Genomic DNA, 21,000 nt, shown 5'->3' with positions numbered 1-21,000 from the left:
CCGAAAGTTACTGCACATGGCCAAAGCCCGGGCACTCGACCGCCGCCGCAAGTCGGTCCGCAACATCCGCAAGATCACGCGGACGATGGAGCTGATCGCCACCGCGCGGTTCAAGAAGGCGATGGACCGCTCGGTCGCCGCCCGCGACTACACCAAACAGCTCGCCAAGATCCTCGAGAACATCGCGAGCGTCGGGGCCGACGTCGCCCACCCGCTGCTCGAGATCCGGCCGACGAAGCGCGCTGCGGTGCTCGTCCTCACCGGCAACCGCGGCCTCTGCGGCGGCTACAACTCCAACGTCGTCCGCCAGTCGATGGCGTTGCTCGGCCAGTGGCGCGGCGAGCAGGTGCCGACGCAGGTCGCCGTCTCGGGGAAGCGCGGGATCTCCGCCCTCCGGTTCCGTGGCATCGATCTCGCCGAGCGTTACACGCAGTTCGAGGACAAGCCGGAGTTTGCCGCGGTCGCCCCGATCGGCCGGGCCTACCTCGACGCCTACGCCGCCGGTGAGATCGATCGCCTCGACGTCGTCTACACGCGCTTCCACTCGATCGCCAAGCAGGAGGCGACCGCGGAAATGCTCCTCCCGCTCGCTCCGCCCCAGGCGGCCTCGACGGCGACGAAGGCCAAGCTCGCTTCCGACGAATACGACTTCCATCCGTCGGCCGGCACGATCCTCGAGGAAATCCTGCCGGCGAGCTTCCTCGCCCGGCTGTTCAAGTGCTTCCTCGACGCCGCGGTCAGCGAACAGGTGGCACGGATGGTGGCAATGAAGGCGGCCACCGAGAACGCCGGCGGACTGATCAAGAGCCTGTCGCGGCAGTACAACCGCGCCCGGCAGTCGCAGATCACCGGTGAGATCATGGAGATCCTCGGCGGCGTCGAGGCCCTCAAGAAATAAACGGTACGGCCTCGCCGACGCCGGCGATCGCTCGGCCCTCCGGCCACCGATCGCCGCGGCCGCGACGGGCCACTGGCAACCGACGAATCAACGGACCACTGACACACCCCAACCCGCAGAGCCCGAGACGACAATGGCAAACGGCAGCATCACGCAGGTCATCGGTTCCACGTTCGACGTCGAGTTTCCCGAGAACTCGATCCCCGCGATCTACAACGCCGTCCGGGTGGATGCCGCCACCAAGGGCGTCGAGGTCCATCTCGTCGGTGAGGTCCAGCAGCACCTCGGCGGTGGCAAGGTCCGCTGTGTCGCCCTCGGCTCGACCGACGGGCTGACCCGCGGTGCGGCGGTGGTCGACACAGGAGGACCGCTGTCGGTTCCGGTCGGCAAGGCGACGCTGGGGCGCGTGTTCAACCTCCTCGGCGAGCCGATCGACAGCCGCGGCCCGGTCGAGACGCAGGAGCGCTGGCCGATCCACCGCGACCCGCCCCCCGTCCGCGAACTGACCACCAAGACCGAGCTGTTCGAGACCGGCATCAAGGTCATCGACCTGCTGACGCCGTTCGTCCGCGGCGGCAAGGCCGGCCTGTTCGGCGGTGCCGGCCTCGGCAAGACCGTGATCCTCACCGAGCTCATCGCCCGGATCGCCAGTGCCCACGGCGGCTACTCCGTGTTCGCCGGCGTCGGCGAGCGGACGCGTGAGGGCACCGATCTGTGGCTCGAGATGCAGGAGGCCAAGATCGGCGACACGGGGCGGAGCGTCATCGAGCAGACGTGCATGGTGTTCGGCCAGATGAACGAGCCCCCCGGGGCCCGTCTCCGCGTGGCCCTGTCGGCACTGACGATGGCCGAGTATTTCCGCGACACGACCGGCGCCGACACGCTGCTGTTCGTCGACAATATCTTCCGCTTCTCGCAGGCGGGCAGCGAGGTCAGCGCCCTCCTCGGCCGCATGCCGAGCGCCGTCGGCTACCAGCCGACCCTGGCGACCGAGATGGGCGCTCTGCAGGAGCGGATCACGAGCACGTCGAAGGGGGCGATCACGAGCGTGCAGGCGGTCTACGTGCCGGCCGACGACCCCACCGACCCGGCCCCGGCGACGGCGTTCGGCAACCTCGACGCCTTCCTCTATTTGGAGCGGTCGATCTCCGAGAAGGGCATCTATCCGGCCGTCGATCCGCTGGCGTCGTCGAGCCGGATCCTCGACCCGCAGTACGTCGGCGAGCGGCACTACCGTGTCGCCCGCCGCGTCCAGCGCACGCTGCAGCGCTACCGCGAACTGCAGGACATCATCGCCATCCTCGGCGTCGACGAGCTCTCCGAGGAGGACAAGCTGGTGGTCCACCGGGCACGGCGCATGGAGCGCTTCCTGTCGCAGCCGTTCCTCGTGGCCGAGGTGTTCACCGGCAAGCCCGGCGAGATCACCAGCCTCGACGACACGATCCGGTCGTTCGAGGAGCTCGCCGACGGCAAGTGGGACCACCTCCCCGAGCAGGCGTTCATGTACGTCGGCCCGATCGAGCAGGCCGAGGAGCAGGCGAAAAAGATGGCGGCGAAGGGTTGATTCTCCGCTCCCCCCGGGCACCAGGACGAGCATGATGGCCGACAGCTCCGCACCAGGCACGATCCGTTGCGTGATCGTGACCCCCGAAACCACGAGCCTCGACACGCGCTGCCGTTCGGTGACGCTGCCGTTGTTCGACGGCAGCCGTGGCATCGGACGGGGCCACGCGTCGTTCATCGGCCGGCTCGGGGCAGGGGAGATCCGTGTCAGCGGCGAGCAGGGGGGGGCCGGAGACGGCGTCCGCTCGATCTTCATCGAGGGGGGATTCGTCGAGGTCGCCCACGACGACGTCACCGTGATCACCCAGCAGGCGATTCCCGCCGACAAGATCGACCTGGCAAGCGCCCGGTCGCAACTCGACGCGGTCGCCGGCACCAAGGCGATCGGCGACGATGCGATCGACGCCAAATTCCGCCGGCTCGATGCCGCCCGGGCGCTGGTCCGCACCGGCGAGCGAAAGGGGCGCTGACTGTCCGTGGACACAGCCATCTGGGCCATTGTCCACGGCGGATCACGTCGGCCACGGTCTGCTCCACCGGCCGGCGCGGCGTGTGGCCGGGCCGCCGTTCAGATCTGGTAGTCGGTGTCGGGAATCTCTTCCCCGCGCATGCGCAGCTTCGGCCGCTCGAGCACGACGGTCGTGCGCGGGGCGATCGACCGCGTCAGCCAGACGTTGCTGCCGATCACCGAGTCGTGGCCGATCACCGTGGTGCCGCCGAGGACGGTGGCGTTGGCGTAGATCACGACCCGGTCGCCGATCGTCGGGTGGCGCTTCGTGCCGCGGACGAGGTGCCCGTCGGCGTCGGTCTGGAACGACAGCGCGCCGAGCGTGACCCCCTGGTAGAGCTTGACGTGGTTGCCGATCTCGCACGTCTCGCCGATCACCACGCCGGTGCCGTGGTCGATGAAGAAATGGTCCCCGATCGTCGCCCCCGGGTGGATATCGATGCCGGTCCGGGAGTGCGACCACTCCACCATCATCCGCGGGATCAGCGGCACGCGGAGCCGGTGGAGCCGGTGGGCGAGACGGTGGATCGTCACCGCCTCGAGCCCGGGATAGCAGAAGATCACCTCGTCGAGCGTGCGGACTGCCGGGTCGCCGTCGTAGGCCGCCTGGACGTCGGTGGCGAGGACACGGCGCAGGGCGGGAATCTGTTCGAGGAATTCGATCGCCTTCGCCTGGCCGAGCGCCTCGAAATCGGCTTCTTCGAGGCAATGGTGCAGCTCGTCGGGCATCGCCGGCACCTCGTCGCCACGTTCCGCGGCGGCCCGCGACGCGGCGACGGCATGGCGCAGGGCGCGGCCGATCTGCATCGTGAGCTTGTCGTGGAGCCCGTCGACGAGGTCGCCGACGTGGTAGGTGACGTTGCCCAGGTGGAGGTTCTCGCGGCGCCTGTAGCCGGGGTAGATGATCTCCTTGAGATCCTCGCAGATCCCCTGGATCGTCTCGTTGCTCGGCAGCGGACAGTGGCCGAGGTACTGGATCGTGGGGACGTCCTGGTACGTCTCCACGATCCGCCGTGTCAGCTCGGGCAACTGCTCCTTGAGGCGGATGTCGGCAGCCATGGTCGGGGATCGTAGAGTGGGGCCGCGGGGGGAGGCAATCGACCGCCCGACCCCGGCACGCTTGTTGTCGGTCGGCGCCGCGGGCTCCCGGAGTTGAGACGAGGGTGAAAACGCCTCGCTGCGGCCGTTTCCACCGCGATCCTGGGAAAGGGGTGCACGACCCTGCGGGCGGCAGGCCGCCGGCTCATGCCCGGCCCCGTCAGCCCTCCCCGGCGGCCTCGCTGGCGGCGGCGAGCGAGAGCCCGCCGTCGTACATCGCCCGGCCGACGATGCAGCCGGCGGCGCCGATCCGGGCCACGTCGCGCAGGTCGGCGGCCGAGGCGATCCCGCCGGAAGCCACGACCGGATGCCGGCAGGCGGCCACGAGCTCGGCGAGCGCCGGCAGATTCGGCCCGGTGAGCATGCCGTCGGTGGCGATGTCGGTGTAGACGACGGCTGCCAGCGGCAGGTCGGCATGCCGGCCGACGAGGTCGCGGGCGGCGACGCCGCTGGTTTCCCGCCAGCCGCGGACGGCGACGAAGCCGTCGCGGGCATCGAGGCCGAGGACGATCCGCCCCGGCAGCGCCGCGGCGAGCGTGCCGAGGAGGTCGGGCTGCTCGACGGCGACGCTGCCCACCACCAGGCGCTCGATCCCGAGCGCCGCGTAGTGCCGGGCCGTTTCCAGCGTGCGGATGCCGCCGCCGACCTGCACCGGCACGTCGGCGGCCGTGGCGATCCGGGCGACGAGTTCGGCCTGGACGGCGGTCCCCTCGCGGGCCCCGTCGAGATCGACAACATGCAGCCGCCTCGCCCCCGCGGCGACGAACCGGCGTGCGACCTCGACCGGATCGGCGTCGAACACCGTCTCGCGCGCGTAGTCACCCTGCCGCAGCCGCACGCAGCGGCCTCCGCGCAGGTCGATCGCCGGCCACAGTTCCATCGCGTGTCACCCGGCGCGGGCGCGCCCGCCGGTCTCCGTGGCCGCCAGCCACCCGCCGAGCAGGGCGAGCCCAGCCGCCTGGCTCTTCTCCGGATGGAACTGCGTCGCCAGCAGCCGTCCCCGGGCGACCGCGGCGCAGAACGGACCGCCATGGTCGGCCGTCGCGGCCACGATCGAGCCGTCAATCGGCCGGGCGACGTAGGAGTGGACGAAGTAGAAGTGGGCCGGAGGGGCGTCGGTCCAGGCCCGGCCCGGGCCGCACCAGTCGACACGGTTCCAGCCCATGTGCGGCACCTTGAGCGGCGGCGCGAGGTCGAAGCGCGTGACCTCGCCGGCGAAGATCCCGAGGCCCGGGTGCCGGCCCCCCCCGTGGCCCCCACCCTCGTGGCCCATCCCGAACAGCAGCTGCAGCCCCATGCAGATCCCGAGAAACGGTCGATCGGCACGGAGATGGTCGACGATCGGCTCGACGAGGCCCCGGGCGTGCAGCTCGCGCATCGCGTCGCCGAACGCCCCGACGCCGGGGAGCACGAGGCGCTCCGCGTCACCGACCCGACCGGGATCGTCGGTAATCAGCGCCGGCACGCCAAGGCGTTCGAACGCCTTCTGCACACTGCGGAGGTTACCACTGCCGTAGTCGACGATCGTCAGCATGCCGAGAGTGTACCAAGCCCCGGCCGGCGGCGGAGCCGCGGCTCACGGGTCAGAAGCGGCCTGGTCGCGGACCGGTGCCTTCTCCGGATAGATCACCAGCTCGACGCGCCGGTTGCGGGTCCGGCCGGCGGCGGTGGCATTGGAGACGACCGGGTGGTTCGGTCCATGGGCGACGATGAACAACTGCCCCTCCGCCAGCTCGGTCCGTTCGGTGAGGAAGTCGAACACCGCCGCCGCCCGTGCGGTTGCCAGCTGGTGCGCCGACCCGCGCGGTCCGGCGGGGAGCGGTTCGCTGTCGGTGTGCCCCTCGATCCCGACGAAGTTGCCGGGGCAGACACGGTCGATCTCCTTCGCCGCCGCGGTCAACAGCGTCGCGCCGGCCGGGAGCAAGCCGGCCGACTTGGGTTCGAACAGCGCGTCGGCCGGGATGTCGATGCGGATCACACCGCCGTCGGCGCGGACCGTCGCCTGCGGCACCGCCAACCGGGGCAGGGCAGCGGCCAGTTCATCCGCTCCGGGGACCGGCGCGGCGGCGGTTGTCTCCGGACCGACCGGCCGGGCCACCGCGCGGGATGCGGCCAGCTGGGTCGACGTCGCTGCGAGCTGCTCGCGCAGGGCCGCGACCTCGTCCTGGAGGAGGCGGATCTCGGCCCGGCTCCGCTCCTCCGCCGCCCGCGCGCCAGCGAGCGTGGGATCGGCATACGAGGGCATGGCTGCCGGCGCGGCCACGACCATGGGCGCGGCGGCGGGTCCGATGGCGGGAGTCGCCATCGGGGCCGGTGAGGTTGCCAGCCAGGCGGGTTTGTTGGAGCACGCCCCGGCCGTGAGCGCCGTGAAGAGGCAGCCGGCGACGCGGGCACGGCTCCAGGCGGGAAGGGGGGCCGACACGGCAGGCTCCGGACGAGGGGGCGGGATGGTAGGCCCGCCCCGGGTGGCCGACAAGACCGGTCACCCCGTGCGGGTCCGCCACCACTGCAGCCCCGCGAGGGCCGCAGCGCTGAGGACGACGACGAGCCCCAGCACGCACCCCAATGCCAGCGGATCCTCGAAAAACGGGCCGGCCAGCCGCCATGTCGTCCGCCAGCCGACCACCGCCAGCGCACAGGCGGCGCACAGGCTCGGTCCGAACGGCATCTCGACCTCGCCGTGAAGGAGGACCTGCACGAGCCCGTGTCCGAGCCCGAGGAACACGCCGAGGAAGAAGACGATCACCGTCGTCTGCCACCCCAACCATGCCCCGATCATCGCCATCAGCGTCACGTCGCCGAACCCCATCGCCTCGCGCCCCATCGCCAGGCTCGCGCCATGGCGCGTGGCGAACACGAGCCCCCCGCCGACCGCGATCCCGACCAGGGCCGTGGCGAGCGCGGAGTGACCGGGGCCGCCGTCCCACCAGGTGGCACCGACCGCGGTGGCCAGCCCACCCCCGAGGGTGAGGCGAGCCAGACGCCCACCGCGGGTGAACACGATCGGCGTGCACGTCCACCACCAGCAGCCGGCGATGGCGACCATGACCGCCAGGCCTGTCAGCGACGGCCGCGGCGCGAGCCACGCGGGGGGCGCGGACGCCGCGAGACCGCCCCACGCGCCGAGCACGTCGCCGGCGAGCGCCGGCGCCGCGAACGAACGCGGCAACTCGATGGCCACCGGGAGCAGGTGCCCCGGCGCGGCGACGGCAAGCGTCAGACCGGCGAGCACTCCCGGGACGGTGATCCAGTCGGGGATCACGCGCAGGCGCAGGTCGATCCACGACGCCGCCGCCAATAGCCCGAACAGGACCACGTGACCGAGCCAGCGGACGGTCGTCACGGTCCCGTCGGCGACCGCAGGCACCGTCGTGACCGGCACGAGGCCCCCCGCGACCACCTCCCACCACCACAGGGCCACGGCCGCCACGGCGCCGACGAGCGCTGCGTACGCGGGGCGAGCCCGCTCGGCCGCGTCCGCTGTGGGCAGCCCCTCGAGCCGCATGAGCCGCGGCACGCCGGCGCCCACTCCCCATCCGGCGAGCGCGCCGACGACACCCGCCACGAGCGCTGCCTGCGGCCCGCTGTCGATCCAGGTCATCGCGGCGCCATCCCGTCGACCTGCGGAGGGGGTAGCAATCCGGCGATCCGCGTCGCGATCTCCTCGGGAGTGAGCGCCGCCGTGTCGAGCTCCACCGAGCCGCACGCACGGTACAGAGTCTCGCGCGAGGCAAGCAGCGCGTCGATCTCGGAAAGCGGATCGCTGCCGAGGAGTGCCGGACGGCGGGCACGGGTCGCGGGATCGGCCGCCAGCCGGCGGCGGATCACGTCAGGGGGAGCCGACAGCCACACGACCGTCCCGCCGTCGCGCGCGAGCCGATCGCGGTTCGCCGCGCGGAGGATCGCACCGCCCCCCGTGGCGATCACCCCGGGCCCGCGCTGGAAGAGGTCTCGCAGGGTGATTTCCTCCTCCGCGCGAAACGCCTCCTCGCCGCGGGTCCGGATCAGCTCGGCGATCGAGTGCCCGCAGCGTGCTTCCAGTTCCGCGTCGGCGTCCCACCACGGCAGCCCGAGCCGCTCCCCGAGGAGGCGCGCGACGGTCGACTTGCCGGTTCCGCGGTAGCCGATGAGGGTCACGGTCGGCATGCGAAGGCCCGCCCGTCAGGTCGATGTCTTGGCCGATGCCGTCGCCCGTTTGAGCGCCGCCCGCATCGCGTCGACGGGGGCCTTCTGCCCGTGCCAGATCGCGAATTGCTGCGCTGCCTGTTCCACGAACATGTCGACGCCGGTCACGATCCGGCATCCCGCCTTGCGGGCCTCCTTGACGAGCAGCGTGTTTTCCGGATTGTACACGGTGTCGAAGACCACCATGTACGGCCGGAGGTGCTCGCGGTCATACGGGGAGGCGTCGACGTTGGGATGCATCCCGACCGGCGTGGTATTCACCAGGCAATCGAACGGCATCCGGTACCGCGAGCCCCAGTCGACCGCCTTGCAGCCGGTCTCGGCGGCGAGTTTCTGCGCGCGGTCGAACGTGCGCGACGCGATGGTGACCGCGATCTCGCGCTCCTTCAACCCGTGGGCCACGGCCCGCGCGGCGCCGCCGGCGCCGAGGACCAGCGCCGAGTGCACCTCCTTGACGTCGACGAGCCCCTCGTGGCCGGTCATCGTCAGCGTCGCCTCGAGGCTCTGGCTGGCGGCCCTGGAATCGGTGTTGTGGGCGGCGATTCCGGCCGGCGTGAACACCAGCGTGTTGGCGGCGCCGATCGCGCGGACGTCGGCATCGGCATGCGTGACGTGGCGCAACACCGCCTCCTTGTGCGGGATCGTCACGCTCAACCCCGACAGCGGCCAGCGGTCGGCCTCGAGGAGGAACTCGTCGATCTCCTCGACCGGCACGCGGAACGGCAGGTAGACCGCGTCGATCCCCGCCTCGCCGAGGGCCGCGTTGTGGACCACCGGCGAATAGCTGTGGGCCACCGGGTCGGCGATCACGCCGTAGATCCGTGTCGCCGGGGTGATCGAGTCGTAGCGGTAGACGTCGCGCATCTGCCGCCAGGCGATCTGCCCCGGGGCGAGGAGCCGGTCCTCATGGAAGGTCGCGTAGGTGAACGGCGCACCGAACCGGCCGCAGAGGACGCGCGTCGGGACGCCGATCTCACCCATGCACAGCCCCACCGTGGGCACGTCGGCGGACCGGATCATCGCCAGCATCCGCAGGTTGTCCTGCGGGATCGCGGCCATCGTCGCGATCTTGACGACGTCGGCATCGAGCGCCGTGAGCTTCCGCTGCAGTCGGTCGAGGTCGGGAGGCGTGCCGGCGAAATCGTGGCGGCTGACGATCCGCTTCGTGCGCCCGTAGCGGGGCACGCGGGCGGCGATGTCGTCTTCGAGATCGACGTACTCGGCCCCTTCGGCGATCGCGGTGCGGAGGACGAGGAGCCGCTCCTCCTCGGAGCGCGCCCAGTGCCCACCGTCGACGGCACGCCGGCAGCTGACGATCACCGGGCAGGGGCGCTCGGCGAGCAAGCGCTTGACCTGGACCACCCCCTGGATGAAGTCGAGGCGCAGCTCCACGAGCTTGACGCCGTTCTCGGCGAGGAAGCGGTGTTCGGCGATGACGTGGCGATGGCGCCCCCGGGCGATCCCGACACAGATCATCATGTCCTCCAAACCGGGTCCGGGAGTCACTCCGCCTCAGGTGCGGCGGAACTGGCGGTCGAGTTCCTGCCGAGTGATCGTCAACGACGTCGGCCGTCCATGAGGACAGTGGTGCCAGTCGGTGCAGCGGTGCCGGTCGGCGACGAGGGCGTCGATCTCGACCTGGCTGAGCGGGTCTCCGGCCTTGATCGCCGCCCGGCAGGCGAGGCCGTGGAGCACTTCGTCGACGATCATCCCCACCGCCGTGCCCCCCGACAACGCCCGGACGCGGCCGAGGATCTCGTCGAGGATCACCCCCCCGGGGGTCGTGCCGACAAGGGCCGGCTTGGCGGTCACCACCACCGTCTGGCCGCCGAACGGTTCGACCCGCAGGCCGGCCTGCGCGAGCGCCGCACCGTGATCGCGGACCAGGCCGAGGTCGGCAGCCGACAGCTCGACCGGCTCCGGGATCAACAGCGGTTGCACCTCGAGCGCCCCGCCGTCGACCTGGTCGCGGAGCCGCTGGTAGAGGACGCGCTCGTGAAGCGCGTGCTGGTCGATCACCTCGATCCCGTCGCGCGACTCGACGACGATGTACCGGCCGTGCATCTGCACGGCCCGCTCGGCCCCCGGGGGGGCGACGGGGGCGGCCCGTTCACCGCCGGGAGGCGGCAGCGCGTCGCCACCGGGCCGCAGCGATTCGAGCCCCGGCACGTGCGGGAGACGGTCTCCGGCCGGCGCCGGGACCCCCTGGCGCCGCCACGGAGGGAGCGACGGGGAGGGCACCGCTGCGGCCGCCGGGCTCCAGGGGGCGGCCGCGGGCGCCATGTCGAGTGCGGCGCGCAGATCGGTCTCGAGAAACCGGCCGCGAAGCCCGGCCCTGACCAGCCGATGGAGCCGGTCCGGCTCGCGGAAGCGGACCTCCATCTTCGCCGGATGAACGTTGACGTCGACGGCCGAAGCCGGCAGTTCGAAGCGGAGGAAGACGATCGGCTGACGTCCCGAGAGGAGCACGCCGCGGTATCCCTCCTGGACCGCGTGGAGGATCGTGCGATCGCGGAACGGGCGGCCGCCGACGAAGAAGTGTTGGAGCCGGTTTCCGGCGACGTCGTCGTCGGGACGCCCGACCAGACCGCTGACGGCGATCTCGCCGTCGCCGGCGTCGATGGCGAGGAGCCGCGCTGCCAGATCGTGCCCGAAGATCCCCGCGATCCGCTCGCGCCAGTCGGCCGCGCGGGGCAGATCGTGGACGGGCCGGCCGTTGTGGGTGAGGGTGAACGCCACGCCGGGATGGGCCAGCGCCGTCCGCACGAAGGCCTCGGCACAGTGGTTCCACTCCGTCGCCGCAGACCGCAGGAACGCGCGCCGTGCCGGCACGTGCCCGAACAGGTGATGGACCTCGACCACCGTCCCGCGCCCGCGCCCCTGCGGACGCATCGGGCCGACACGCCCCTCGTCGACCTCGATCAACGCCCCCTGGTCGGCAGCCGCGGCGCGCGACGCGAGCACGAGGCGGGCGACGGCACCGATCGACGCCAGCGCCTCGCCGCGGAAGCCCATCGTCGCGATCCGTTCGAGATCCTCGGCGACGCGCAGCTTGCTGGTGGCGTGCGGCGACACGGCCAGCGCCAGGTCGTCGGCCTCGATCCCGGAGCCGTCGTCGGCGACGCGGATCAGCTCGGTGCCGCCGCGCTCGACGACGACGTCGATCCGGGTGGGCGCCGCGTCGATCGCGTTTTCCATCAGCTCTTTGACGACGCTCGCCGGGCGCTCCACCACCTCCCCCGCGGCGATCCGATTGACGACGGCGGCGGGGAGGGTCTGGATCCGTGGCATCGGAGGGCGGTCTCGCTGCGGCGTGGCCGGAACGCCGCGTCCCGGACCCGCCGGCGGGCGGACCGGCGGAGCCCCCACCCTCGCGGCTGGCGGGCCGACGGCTGCGTCGGACGGGTGCGTCAGGAGAGCTGGAACTCCTTGATCTTCCGGTACAGCGTCCGTTCGCCGATCCCGAGGAGCTCCGCGGCCTGCTCCCGGTTGCCACCGGTGAGCTTGAGCGTCTCGCCGATGAAGAACCGCTCCACCTCCTCGAGCGGCCGCCCGACGAGCGCTGCCAGCGACAGCGGGGCGCTGTCGGCCACGATCGGGCTGGTCGCGGGCACGGCCGGCTCGAGTTCGAGCGGCAGGTCGTCGACGTCGAGGATCTCGTCGCAATCGACGACCACCATGCTCTCGATCACGTTGCGGAGCTGCCGGACGTTGCCGGGCCAGGGAAAGGCGCCGAGCTTGATCCGTGCCGGCAGCGACATCCCCTTGATCACCTTCCCGTGGCGGCGTGAGAACTGCCGGACGAAGTGCTCGATCAGCAGGGGGATGTCGGCGGCGCGCTCGCGGAGGCTCGGGATCGCGATCGTGATCACCTTGAGGCGGTGGTAGAGATCGCTGCGGAACGTGCCGGCCGCGATCGCCTCCTCGAGGTTGCGGTTGGTCGCCGACAGGATCCGGACGTTGACGCGCACCGGGGCGTTGGACCCGACGCGGGTGATCTCGGCCGACTCGAGGACCCGGAGGAGCTTGATCTGCGTCGCCATCGGCATGTCGCCGACCTCGTCGAGGAACAGCGTCCCGCCGTTGGCGTATTCGAACTTCCCGACCCGGTCGCTCGAGGCGTCGGTGAACGCCCCGCGGACGTGCCCGAACAGCTCGCTTTCGAGGATGTTCTCGCTGAGGGCCGCGCAGTTGAGGGCCACGAACGGCTTGCTCTTCCGCGGGCTGTTCTGGTGGATCGCCTGGGCGACCAACTCCTTCCCGGTGCCCGTCTCCCCCTGGATCAGCACGGTGGCGTCGGTCGGGGCGATCCGCTTGAGGCGATCGACGAGCGCCAGCATCTGCGGGCTCGACCCGATCACCCCCTCGAACCCGAACTTCTCGTCGAGCCGCTGGTTGAGCTCGAGGTTCTGCCGCTTGAGGCGCACCCCTTCGCTGGCGCGCTCGACGGCGGTGCGGAGGTGGCCGAGGTCGAGCGGCTTCTGCAGGTAGGTGAACGCCCCCTGCTGCATCGCCGCCACCGCCGACGGCACCGTGCCGTGACCGGTGACCACGATCACCTCGGTCTCGGGGGCGGCGCGCTTGGCACGGGCGAGGATCTCGAGCCCGCCGATGTCGTTCATCATCAGGTCGGTGACCACGACGTCGAACGGCTCGGCCTCGAGCTTCCGCGCCCCCTCGTTGCCGCTCCCGGCGACGACGCACTGGTACCCGAGGCGGCCGAGGCCCTCGCCCATCGTCCGGGCGTGGACGATGTCGTTGTCGACCACGAGGACGCGGACGAGGCGTTGCGGGCCGCCGTCGTCGGGCGTGGACGGCGTGTCGATGGCGGCGGCGGTGGCGGACATGGGAGCGATCGTACGACCCGCCGTGGCGGGTCGTCCAGTTCCTGGGGGTGGGTTCGACCGGGCCTCCCCGACGCGGTCGCGGCGAGCATCGCGGCCGGCGGGATCAGCCCCGGGCGGAGGACGCCGCGAGCCGCTCGGCAGCCGCCGCCGGGGCGCTGCCCGCGACGTCGCCGGCATCCCGGGAGCCGGTCGGGACCGGCCCGGCAGCCGTCGTGTGGCCGACAGCGGGCTCGGCGGTCGGCAGGCGCGGCGGCGCGGGCAGCCAGATCGTCACCCGTGTGCCGCGGCCCGGCGCGCTTTCGATGTCGATCGTCCCCGCATGGGCCTCGATGATCTTCCGCGCGGTGGGCAGGCCGAGCCCCGAGCCCCCCTGTTTCGTGGAGTAGAAGGCGCGGAACACCTTCGCCAGCGTCTCCTCGTCCATCCCCGGGCCGGTGTCGATCAGCTCGAGCACCACGCCGAGGCCGGCAGGACGCGTGCGGACGACGATCTGCCCCCCGCCGTCGAGCGCCTGGACGGCGTTGATCAGCAGGTTGAGGACCGCGGAACGGAACGAGTCGCGGTCGAGCCGCACCGCCGGCAATTCCGGGTCGAGGTAGCGGACGATCTCGACCTGTGCCTCCTCCGCCCGGGGCCGGAAGAAGTCGAGCAGTTGCTCGACCTCGCCGTTGAGGCTCCCCGGCTCGAGGTGCAGCGACTCCTGCCGGGCGAAATCGAGGAAGTCGCCGAGCAGTTTCTGGAGCCGATCGCACTCCTGCCGGACGACGTCGATCTTGGCCCGGGCCCGCCGATCGCGCTGCTTGGTGGGCGAGGCGGGATCGGTCGTCTCGAAATCCTCGGCGAGGAGATCCATGTTGAGCTTGATCGTCGACAGCGGGTTACGGATCTCGTGGGCCAGGGCCCCGACGAGCGCCGCCAACTCGTGGTACACGCCCGGCCGGGCGCGGCCCTCGTCTTCGCCCATCGCCATCTCAGGCAGCCCCCTCGCAGATCGCGTCGTCCCCGGACCGATGGCCGGGGGCCGCGCGGCCCCCGACCGTCGTCCGGAACGAACCGGCGCCGGCAGCGCTCACGACTCGCCCGCCGGACCGGCCTTCTCCGCCAACTCGCGCATCGCCACCTTGCGGCTCAGCTTGACGCGGTCCTGGTCGTCGACCGCGATCACCTTGACCCGCATGATGTCGCCGACACGGCAGACATCCGCGACGCTGGCGACGTATTCGTCGGACAGTTCGCTGATGTGACACAGCCCGTCCTTGCCGGGCACCAACTCGACGAACGCGCCGAAGTCCTTGACGCTGGTCACGCGCCCCTCGTAGATCCGCCCCACCTGGATGCTGGCGGTGAGGGCCTCGACCTTCGCCATCGCCGCCATCGCCCCCTCGGCGTCGTGGCTGGCGACGGTCACCGTGCCGTCGTCCTCGACCTCGATGCTGGCCCCGGTCGAGTCCTGGATCCCGCGGATTGTCTTGCCTCCGGGACCGATGAGGAGGCCGATCTTCTCCGGGTCGATCCGCGTTCGCAACAGCCGCGGAGCGTGGATCGAGATCTCGGTGCGCGGCCGGCGAATCGCCGACAGTATCGCCCGGAGGATCTCCAGGCGCGCCTCGCGCGACTGCCGGAGCGTGGCCTCGATGATCGCCGGCGAGATGCCGTCGATCTTGAGGTCGAGCTGGATCCCGGTGATGCCCCGGTGTGATCCGGCGATCTTGAAGTCCATGTCGCCGTAGTGGTCCTCGTCACCGATGATGTCGGTGAGGAGCTTCCAATCGTGCTCCGACTGCTTGACCAGGCCGACCGAGATGCCGGCGACAGGGTTGGCGATCGGCACGCCGGCCGCCATCAGCCCGAGGGTCGCCCCGCAGACACTCGCCATCGAGCTCGAGCCGTTCGACTCGAGGATGTCGGAGATCACGCGGATCGTGTAGGGGAACTGGTCGGGGTCGGGGAGGACCGGCTTCACGCTCCGCTCCGCCAGCGCCCCGTGCCCGATCTCGCGCCGCCCCGGCCCGCGGATCGGGCGCACCTCGCCGACGGAGTAGGAGGGGAAGTAGTAGTCGAGCATGAACTTCTTCGAGTACTCGTCGATCAGCCCGTCGACGCGCTGCTCGTCCTTGCCGGTGCCGAGCGTGACGGTGACGAGGGCCTGCGTCTCGCCGCGCTGGAACAGCGCCGAGCCGTGGACCCGCGGAAGCAGGTCAACCTCGCAGGCGATCGGCCGCAGGGCCGTGTAGCCGCGGCCGTCGGGACGGGTGCCGGCGAGGATCAACTCGCGGACCGCCCGTTCCTCGAGCCCGTGCCAGACGTGGGAGAAGTCGGCCTCGCTGACCCCGCCGGCATCACCGGCCTGACCCGGAGCCGGCTCGGCCGGACAGACCTCCGCCTTGGCCCGCTCCTTGACCGCCTTGACCGCCTCGGCCCGCTCCTGCTTGCCGCCGAGCGCCTTGGCCTGCTTGAGGGCGCCGAGGTAGCCGGAGGTGAGCCGGTCGCGGAGGCGCGAGTAGTCGGCGAGGACGTAGTCTTTCTTCGGCTTGCCCGCCTGCCGCACCAGCTCGTGCTGCATCGCGCACAGCTCGCGGACGATCCGGTGCGCCTCGGCGATCGCCTCGAGCATCCGCTCCTCGGGCATCTCCCGGGCGAACCCCTCGATCATCAGGACCGCCGTCTCGCTGCCGGAGATCACCAGGTCGAGATCGCTTTCCTCGAGCTGGTCCTGTGTCGGGAACGGCACGAACACGCCCCCCACCTGACCGAGACGGACGCTGCCCAGCGGCCCGTGGAACGGCAACTGCGAGACGCACAACGCCGCCGAAGCGCCGTTCATCGCGAGCACGTCGGCGTCGTTCTGCCTGTCGCTCGACAGGACGTTGGCCTGGATCTGGACCTCGTCGTAGAAGCCGTCGGGGAACAACGGCCGGATCGGCCGGTCCATCAAACGGCTGGTGAGCGTCTCCTTCATCGTCGGCCGCCCCTCACGCTTGAGGAAGCCGCCGGGAAACTTCCCCGCCGCCGCCGTCCGCTCGCGATAGTCGCAGGTCAACGGGAAGAAATCGATGCCGGCCCGCGGGGCGCCGGTGGCGGCGGCGACGAGCACGCTCGTGTCGCCGTACCGCACCACCACGCAACCGGCCGCCTGCTTGGCGAGAACGCCGGTCTCGATGCTCAACACCTGGCCGCCGATCGTCCGTTCCACTCGTGATTTCACGTCTTCTGTCCCTTCGATTCCCACGTCATGAGCCGGCCGGCCATCGGGCCGACCTGGCAGGGACGGGCGGCAGGGAAGCTCCCGGCCGACCGGACCCACGGGGCGGAGGAACCGACATGGTTCCACGGCGACACCCCGACAGGGCCATGGGAAGCGCGCGGGAATCACCTCGCGCAGGCCATCGGCCCTGCCACGCACCACGGGGTCCACTCGAAGCCGGCCACCGGATCCCTCCGTGTGGCCCGTGCCGCCCGACATCAGGAATTGCGAAGCCCAGGCCCACGGAGGGCGAACGCTGCCGCGACTGCGATCGACCGATCGGGTCGACCGAACTCCTACTTGCGGATTTCCAACCGCTTGATGATGTCGAGATACCGCTGTGGCGCGGTCCGCTTCAGATAATCAAGAAGCCGCCGCCGCCGGCTGACCATCATCAGCAGGCCGCGTCGACTCGCGAAATCCTTCGTGTGCTTCTTGAAATGGTCGGTGAGGTGGGTGATGCGGCTGGTCAACAGCGCGATCTGAACTTCCGCGGAGCCGGTATCGGCCTTGCCGCGGCGGTACGCGCCAATCAACTCGTTTTTGCGTTCTTTCGTGATCATCTGCCGACATCCGCCCACGTGGGGCGACCGATCCGAGGGGCCGGACAACGTGTGAAACCCGTTATTTGCGTGAGAAAAGTGTAGCGAAGACCGTGGGCATTGCAACCCACCCGTGCGTTGCCCTCTCCGGCGCTCGGCAATTGCCGACGGGCATGGTCGCTCTGGCCGCGTTTGGGGCCGTCATCGTGGCGGGCGTGGCGGGAGGCAACACGGTGATCGGATCGTCGCGCACAGGTCATGTGGCGCGTCGGCTGCCCGCCGGTGAGGTCGCCCCCACTGCGGCACTGCGGCCGGGTACGTCGTGGACGACGTTCCACGCCAGACCGACGCGTTCCATCGCCAGGATCACCCAGTAGGTCACGTCGACCTCCCACCAGCGATGACCGTGGCGGGCCATCCGCTGGAAGGCATGGTGGTTGTTGTGCCACCCCTCTCCGAACGCGAGGAGACCGACCCACCAGAGGTTGGTGGAGTCGTCGTTGGTGAGGTAGTTGCGGTAGCCCCACATGTGCGTCGCCGAGTTCACGAACCAGGTGACGTGGAACACGATCACCATCCGCACCGCCAGCCCCCACACGAGCCACGAGATGCCGGTGGCCCGGTCGTAGGCCAGCCAGCCGGCCGTCAGCAGCGCCCCGCCGATGATGAAGTGCCACAGCAGGAACGTGTTGTGGAGGAAGGCGAGCCCCGGGTCCTTGCGGAGGTCGGGAGCCCACCGCGCCACGTGGGCTTCGACGACTTCCGTCGGGCGCCGCGGGAACAGCCAGAACACGTGCGACCAGAGGCCCCCGTCACGCGGCGTGTGCGGATCCCCGTCGCGATCGCTGTAGACATGGTGCTTGCGGTGGTTGGCGACCCAGACCAGCGCCGATCCCTCGCCGGAGATGCCACCGAGGAAAGCGTAGAACCAGCGCACCGGGCGGAACGTCGTGAAGCTGCCGTGGGTCAGCAGCCGGTGGTAGCCGAGGCACACCCCCAAGCCGCCGGTGATCCAGTAGAGGACCAGGCAGATCGCCAACCCCGACCAGGTAAACGTGAACGGCGCCGCCAGTGCCGCCAGGTGGATCCCACCGATCCACGCCACCACCGGCCAGTCGAGTCCGGTCACCCCGTCGCGGCCATCGCGGCGCGGCTCGACGGCGAGATCGGCACCGGCCTCGGCCGCGGCGTGCTCGCCTCCGTCGGCCGTGCCCGCGCGCGAGACGGCGGGCGGCGCGGCAGCGATGACGGGAGGCACGAACTCGCCAGGGACGGTGTCGGAGGGAAGTGGGGCGATGGGCATGGCGAAAGTCCTTGACGCTTCTTGCGCGCTCGAGCGATCGCGAGTACTGTGACCGATCTGGCGGCGAATCGACATCCGGCCGTGGTCAGCACGCCGTCGCAGAATCGTCAAAACCGTGTCAATTCCGCCCGCCGACGACCCGACTGGGGGGACTGGTCGCCGTCAGGGGCAGCCAGCGCAGCAGCGATATCGACTGGGGCGAGGCCGGTACGACCGGTACGCCGGGGGGCGATGCGAGCCACGCCAACCGTTCACCCGGCACCTTTCCGGGAGGCGCCAGGAGGAGCACGCCGTTGTGGTCGGCGACCAGCGCTTCGCCAGCGAGCATGCCGGCAAACTCCAGTTCACCCGACTCGCAGCGGCAGCGCCACGCCATCACGTCGAACGCACACCCCTCGCCGGCAGGAAGGGCCTGGCCAGGACGGCACCCGAGCCATTCGATGCAGCCGGCGACGAGCGCTCGACTCACGCTCCCATCGCGCGCCCGGCACTCGATCCGTGCGCTGGCGACGCGCCCGGCCGACACCGAGGCCGAGTCGAGCGACAGCGTGGCCAGGCCCGTGGCGGGCAGCGCCGAGCCGGCGGTGAGCCGGGCCAGGTCGACGCGATCGATCTTGCCCGACAGCGTGCCGTTCCAGCCCGAGCGATCGCGCTCGAGCCGCGCCTGACCCATGAACGTCGCCCCGGCCGCCAAGGCCACCGCGCCGTCGTCGGCGGCGAGCGCCCCGAGCACCTCGATCGGCACGGGGGCCGACAGCCGCGCCTCGCACTCGACCCGATCGCCACCGGGGGTGTTCACGATCCGGATCTCGTCGGCCGGGGTCTCCCCGCCACCCGCGACGAGGCGCACCCCGCGCGTCCCGGCCGTGGCGACACACTCCACGCGGACCGCCACGCGCGGGCTGCCAACGCCGTCGGCGCCCCACGTCAGCCGGTCGCAGGCCACGACCCAGTCGCGCCGGTAGCGCGGATCGCCGTCGAGCCACGCGCGGATCAGGGCCGCCCACAGCCGCGCGGCGGGCGGTGGGCAGTCGCATTCCGTGAGCACCAGCCGGATCTCGCGCGCCGACTCCTCGACGCGCACGCGGGGAAGCCGGATGCACGCCCCGGCACCGTCGCCGACCACGACGTCCTCGAGCAGCATCACCCCGGGCCGGGGATCGCTCACCGTGCCGATCCGCACCGGCAGCGAGAGCGCCGCCGCGACCCGCGCTTCCAGGGCGCTGCGGCGCCCGTCGCCGCGGGCCCACACCGCCACCACGGCCAGCAGCGCCAGCGGCACGACCCCGAGGGCGACGAACAGCCGCCGCGCTCGGGCGATCCGTCGGGCGGACCGGTCGACGAACATCCCTGCTCCTCCGCTCGCGTCGCGACCACCCCGGCGCCGGGCCCCGTCAGCGCTGCCGGGCGAGGTCGTGAAACAGGTCCCAGCGGGCGTGCATCTCCGCGACGCTGTCGCCGCCGAACTTCTCCACCAGCGCCTCGGCGACCGTGAACGCCACGACGTTCTCGACGATCACGCTGGCGGCGCTGACGGCGCAGACGTCGCTGCGCTCGTAGGCGGCCTCCTCGGTCTGCTTGGTGACGAGATTCACGCTCTCCAGCGGCTTGCGGAGCGTGGCGATCGGCTTCATCGCCGCCCGGACGACGAGCGCCTGGCCGTTGGTCATCCCCGCCTCGAGACCACCGGCGTTGTTGGTCGGCCGCGTGAACCCGAGCTGGCGGGTCCCGCGGAGGGCGGGGTCGTAGTGGATCGGGTCGTGGACCTGCGACCCGCGCCGCCGCGCCGCCTCGAACCCGAGTCCGATCTCCACCCCCTTGATCGCCTGGATCGCCATCACCGCCTGGGCGAGACGGCCGTCGAGCTTGCGGTCCCACTGGGCGTGGGTGCCGAGGCCGATCGGCAGGCCGTCGACACGGACCTCGACGACGCCGCCGAGCGTGTCTCCCTGCTTGCCGACGCGGTCGATGAGGTCGGTGACCTCGGCATCGCGCTGCGGGTGGAGCGAGTAGATCGCGCTCGCGTCGCGCCGTGCCCGCAGCTCGCCGAGCGTCCCCTCCGCGGCGCCGAGGACCACGCCCCCGAGCTCGGTCACGAACCCCGCCACGTCGATCCCGAACACCGCGAGCAGCTGCTTGGTGAGCGCCCCGGCCGCGACGCGGGCCGCCGTCTCGCGGGCGCTCGCCCGCTCGAGGACGGCGCGGACGCCGCCGAGGTGCTTGACGGCCCCGGCCAGGTCGGCGTGCCCGGGGCGCGGCCGCTCGACGTCGTCGAGCCGCTCGAGCTTCGCGTCGCGGTTGATCACCTCGAGCGCCAGCGGGCTGCCGAGCGTGATGCCGCGCCACATGCCGGAGAGGAAGCGCACCGCGTCGGTCTCGATCCGCTGGCGGCCGCCGCGGCCGTAGCCCCCTTGGCGGCGGACGAGCTCGGCGTCGATCGCCGCGACGTCGACCGCGAGCCCGGCGGGAAAGCCGTCGACCAGCGCGACGAGCGCCGGACCGTGCGATTCACCGGCGGTCTGGTAGCGGAGCATTGACGGGGACCCGTGCAATTGATCGGGAGCGGCCGGTGGCAGACGCCGACTGTGGCGCGATTCTAGTGGCGGCCGACGGCCATCCCTAGGTCATTCACCGAGGCGTTGCCACCGGGGGAAAACGCCCCGCGGCCCGGTCCGGGCGCGGGAATCGGGCGCCCTCCGCCCCCCGCGGCGACTGTCACGCCATCCCCGGCGGCACCGTGCCTGTGAGCCGGCGGCAGGCCTCGGCGTAGGTGGCGGCGGTGCGTGCCACGACGTCGTCGGGGAGCGGCGGC

At 71.4% G+C, this 21,000-nt stretch carries 18 protein-coding genes; 3 read left to right on the top strand and 15 right to left on the bottom strand.

Annotated elements, in window-relative coordinates:
• The first annotated feature begins 16 nt into the window (after positions 1–16).
• From atpG to FJ309_13920, 3 genes are all read left to right on the top strand, one after another.
• Positions 17–898, top strand: coding sequence for an ATP synthase F1 subunit gamma (atpG, locus tag FJ309_13930; GenBank protein MBM3955691.1), 882 nt, complete (start codon positions 17–19; stop codon positions 896–898).
• A gap of 133 nt (positions 899–1,031) precedes the next feature.
• Positions 1,032–2,462, top strand: a complete 1,431-nt coding sequence (atpD, locus tag FJ309_13925) for a F0F1 ATP synthase subunit beta (protein ID MBM3955690.1) — start codon at positions 1,032–1,034, stop codon at positions 2,460–2,462.
• 31 nt (positions 2,463–2,493) lie between these two features.
• A complete protein-coding gene (locus tag FJ309_13920) occupies positions 2,494–2,931 on the top strand; it encodes a F0F1 ATP synthase subunit epsilon (GenBank protein ID MBM3955689.1) in 438 nt (145 codons plus the stop codon).
• Positions 2,932–3,029: 98 nt separating this feature from the next.
• Here the strand turns inward: FJ309_13920 and FJ309_13915 are convergent, their stop codons facing one another.
• The 15 genes from FJ309_13915 to aroC all read right to left on the bottom strand — a co-directional run bounded on the left by FJ309_13915 (position 3,030) and on the right by aroC (position 20,722).
• Positions 3,030–4,028 carry a serine acetyltransferase gene (locus FJ309_13915; protein ID MBM3955688.1) on the bottom strand — a complete coding sequence of 333 codons (999 nt, stop codon included), beginning with the start codon at positions 4,026–4,028 and terminating at the stop codon, positions 3,030–3,032.
• 199 nt (positions 4,029–4,227) lie between these two features.
• Positions 4,228–4,947, bottom strand: a complete 720-nt coding sequence (gene hisA, locus FJ309_13910; GenBank protein MBM3955687.1) for a 1-(5-phosphoribosyl)-5-[(5-phosphoribosylamino)methylideneamino]imidazole-4-carboxamide isomerase — start codon at positions 4,945–4,947, stop codon at positions 4,228–4,230.
• 6 nt (positions 4,948–4,953) lie between these two features.
• The gene (gene hisH / locus FJ309_13905; protein MBM3955686.1) at positions 4,954–5,601 is read right to left on the bottom strand and encodes an imidazole glycerol phosphate synthase subunit HisH; all 648 of its coding nucleotides are present in this window, start codon (positions 5,599–5,601) and stop codon (positions 4,954–4,956) included.
• Positions 5,602–5,643: 42 nt separating this feature from the next.
• Positions 5,644–6,489, bottom strand: coding sequence for a hypothetical protein (locus FJ309_13900; GenBank protein MBM3955685.1), 846 nt, complete (start codon positions 6,487–6,489; stop codon positions 5,644–5,646).
• A 60-nt stretch (positions 6,490–6,549) separates the two neighbouring features.
• Positions 6,550–7,668: a prepilin peptidase gene (locus FJ309_13895; protein ID MBM3955684.1), complete on the bottom strand. Its 1,119-nt coding sequence runs from the start codon at positions 7,666–7,668 to the stop codon at positions 6,550–6,552.
• On the bottom strand, positions 7,665–8,213 hold the full coding sequence (locus tag FJ309_13890) for a shikimate kinase (protein MBM3955683.1): 549 nt from the start codon (positions 8,211–8,213) through the stop codon (positions 7,665–7,667). The genes FJ309_13895 and FJ309_13890 overlap by 4 nt, the downstream gene beginning before the upstream one ends.
• A 15-nt stretch (positions 8,214–8,228) precedes the next feature.
• Positions 8,229–9,728 (bottom strand): shikimate dehydrogenase, encoded by a 1,500-nt coding sequence (gene aroE / locus FJ309_13885; protein ID MBM3955682.1) that lies wholly within the window; start codon positions 9,726–9,728, stop codon positions 8,229–8,231.
• Positions 9,729–9,764: 36 nt separating this feature from the next.
• A complete protein-coding gene (gene mutL, locus FJ309_13880) occupies positions 9,765–11,543 on the bottom strand; it encodes a DNA mismatch repair endonuclease MutL (protein ID MBM3955681.1) in 1,779 nt (592 codons plus the stop codon).
• 119 nt (positions 11,544–11,662) lie between these two features.
• On the bottom strand, positions 11,663–13,099 hold the full coding sequence (locus FJ309_13875; protein ID MBM3955680.1) for a sigma-54-dependent Fis family transcriptional regulator: 1,437 nt from the start codon (positions 13,097–13,099) through the stop codon (positions 11,663–11,665).
• Positions 13,100–13,202: 103 nt separating this feature from the next.
• A complete protein-coding gene (locus tag FJ309_13870) occupies positions 13,203–14,069 on the bottom strand; it encodes a sensor histidine kinase (GenBank protein MBM3955679.1) in 867 nt (288 codons plus the stop codon).
• A gap of 99 nt (positions 14,070–14,168) precedes the next feature.
• Positions 14,169–16,562 carry a polyribonucleotide nucleotidyltransferase gene (pnp, locus tag FJ309_13865; protein ID MBM3955678.1) on the bottom strand — a complete coding sequence of 798 codons (2,394 nt, stop codon included), beginning with the start codon at positions 16,560–16,562 and terminating at the stop codon, positions 14,169–14,171.
• A gap of 77 nt (positions 16,563–16,639) precedes the next feature.
• Entirely contained in the window at positions 16,640–16,906 is a 267-nt protein-coding gene (rpsO, locus tag FJ309_13860) for a 30S ribosomal protein S15 (protein ID MBM3955677.1), read from the bottom strand.
• Positions 16,907–17,141: 235 nt separating this feature from the next.
• Complete coding sequence (locus FJ309_13855; protein MBM3955676.1) at positions 17,142–18,263, bottom strand: acyl-CoA desaturase; 1,122 nt, start codon at positions 18,261–18,263, stop codon at positions 17,142–17,144.
• Positions 18,264–18,306: 43 nt separating this feature from the next.
• Positions 18,307–19,536: a hypothetical protein gene (locus tag FJ309_13850; GenBank protein MBM3955675.1), complete on the bottom strand. Its 1,230-nt coding sequence runs from the start codon at positions 19,534–19,536 to the stop codon at positions 18,307–18,309.
• A gap of 46 nt (positions 19,537–19,582) precedes the next feature.
• Positions 19,583–20,722, bottom strand: a complete 1,140-nt coding sequence (gene aroC, locus FJ309_13845) for a chorismate synthase (GenBank protein ID MBM3955674.1) — start codon at positions 20,720–20,722, stop codon at positions 19,583–19,585.
• Positions 20,723–21,000 lie beyond the last annotated feature (278 nt).

The sequence above is a fragment of the Planctomycetota bacterium genome (assembly GCA_016872555.1).
Classification (GTDB): domain Bacteria; phylum Planctomycetota; class Planctomycetia; order Pirellulales; family UBA1268; genus F1-20-MAGs016.
This window is presented reverse-complemented; position numbering and strand designations above follow the sequence as displayed.

What these genes read in the sequence shown, in the direction of transcription:
- atpG (MBM3955691.1), top strand. Translation starts at nt 17, where the DNA reads ATGGCCAAAGCCCGGGCACTCGACCGCCGCCGCAAGTCGGTCCGCAAC.
- atpD (MBM3955690.1), top strand. Translation starts at nt 1,032, where the DNA reads ATGGCAAACGGCAGCATCACGCAGGTCATCGGTTCCACGTTCGACGTC.
- FJ309_13920 (MBM3955689.1), top strand. Translation starts at nt 2,494, where the DNA reads ATGATGGCCGACAGCTCCGCACCAGGCACGATCCGTTGCGTGATCGTG.
- FJ309_13915 (MBM3955688.1), bottom strand. Translation starts at nt 4,028, where the DNA reads ATGGCTGCCGACATCCGCCTCAAGGAGCAGTTGCCCGAGCTGACACGG.
- hisA (MBM3955687.1), bottom strand. Translation starts at nt 4,947, where the DNA reads ATGGAACTGTGGCCGGCGATCGACCTGCGCGGAGGCCGCTGCGTGCGG.
- hisH (MBM3955686.1), bottom strand. Translation starts at nt 5,601, where the DNA reads ATGCTGACGATCGTCGACTACGGCAGTGGTAACCTCCGCAGTGTGCAG.
- FJ309_13895 (MBM3955684.1), bottom strand. Translation starts at nt 7,668, where the DNA reads ATGACCTGGATCGACAGCGGGCCGCAGGCAGCGCTCGTGGCGGGTGTC.
- FJ309_13890 (MBM3955683.1), bottom strand. Translation starts at nt 8,213, where the DNA reads ATGCCGACCGTGACCCTCATCGGCTACCGCGGAACCGGCAAGTCGACC.
- aroE (MBM3955682.1), bottom strand. Translation starts at nt 9,728, where the DNA reads ATGATCTGTGTCGGGATCGCCCGGGGGCGCCATCGCCACGTCATCGCC.
- mutL (MBM3955681.1), bottom strand. Translation starts at nt 11,543, where the DNA reads ATGCCACGGATCCAGACCCTCCCCGCCGCCGTCGTCAATCGGATCGCC.
- FJ309_13875 (MBM3955680.1), bottom strand. Translation starts at nt 13,099, where the DNA reads ATGTCCGCCACCGCCGCCGCCATCGACACGCCGTCCACGCCCGACGAC.
- FJ309_13870 (MBM3955679.1), bottom strand. Translation starts at nt 14,069, where the DNA reads ATGGCGATGGGCGAAGACGAGGGCCGCGCCCGGCCGGGCGTGTACCAC.
- pnp (MBM3955678.1), bottom strand. Translation starts at nt 16,562, where the DNA reads ATGTCGGGCGGCACGGGCCACACGGAGGGATCCGGTGGCCGGCTTCGA.
- rpsO (MBM3955677.1), bottom strand. Translation starts at nt 16,906, where the DNA reads ATGATCACGAAAGAACGCAAAAACGAGTTGATTGGCGCGTACCGCCGC.
- FJ309_13855 (MBM3955676.1), bottom strand. Translation starts at nt 18,263, where the DNA reads ATGTCGATTCGCCGCCAGATCGGTCACAGTACTCGCGATCGCTCGAGC.
- FJ309_13850 (MBM3955675.1), bottom strand. Translation starts at nt 19,536, where the DNA reads ATGTTCGTCGACCGGTCCGCCCGACGGATCGCCCGAGCGCGGCGGCTG.
- aroC (MBM3955674.1), bottom strand. Translation starts at nt 20,722, where the DNA reads ATGCTCCGCTACCAGACCGCCGGTGAATCGCACGGTCCGGCGCTCGTC.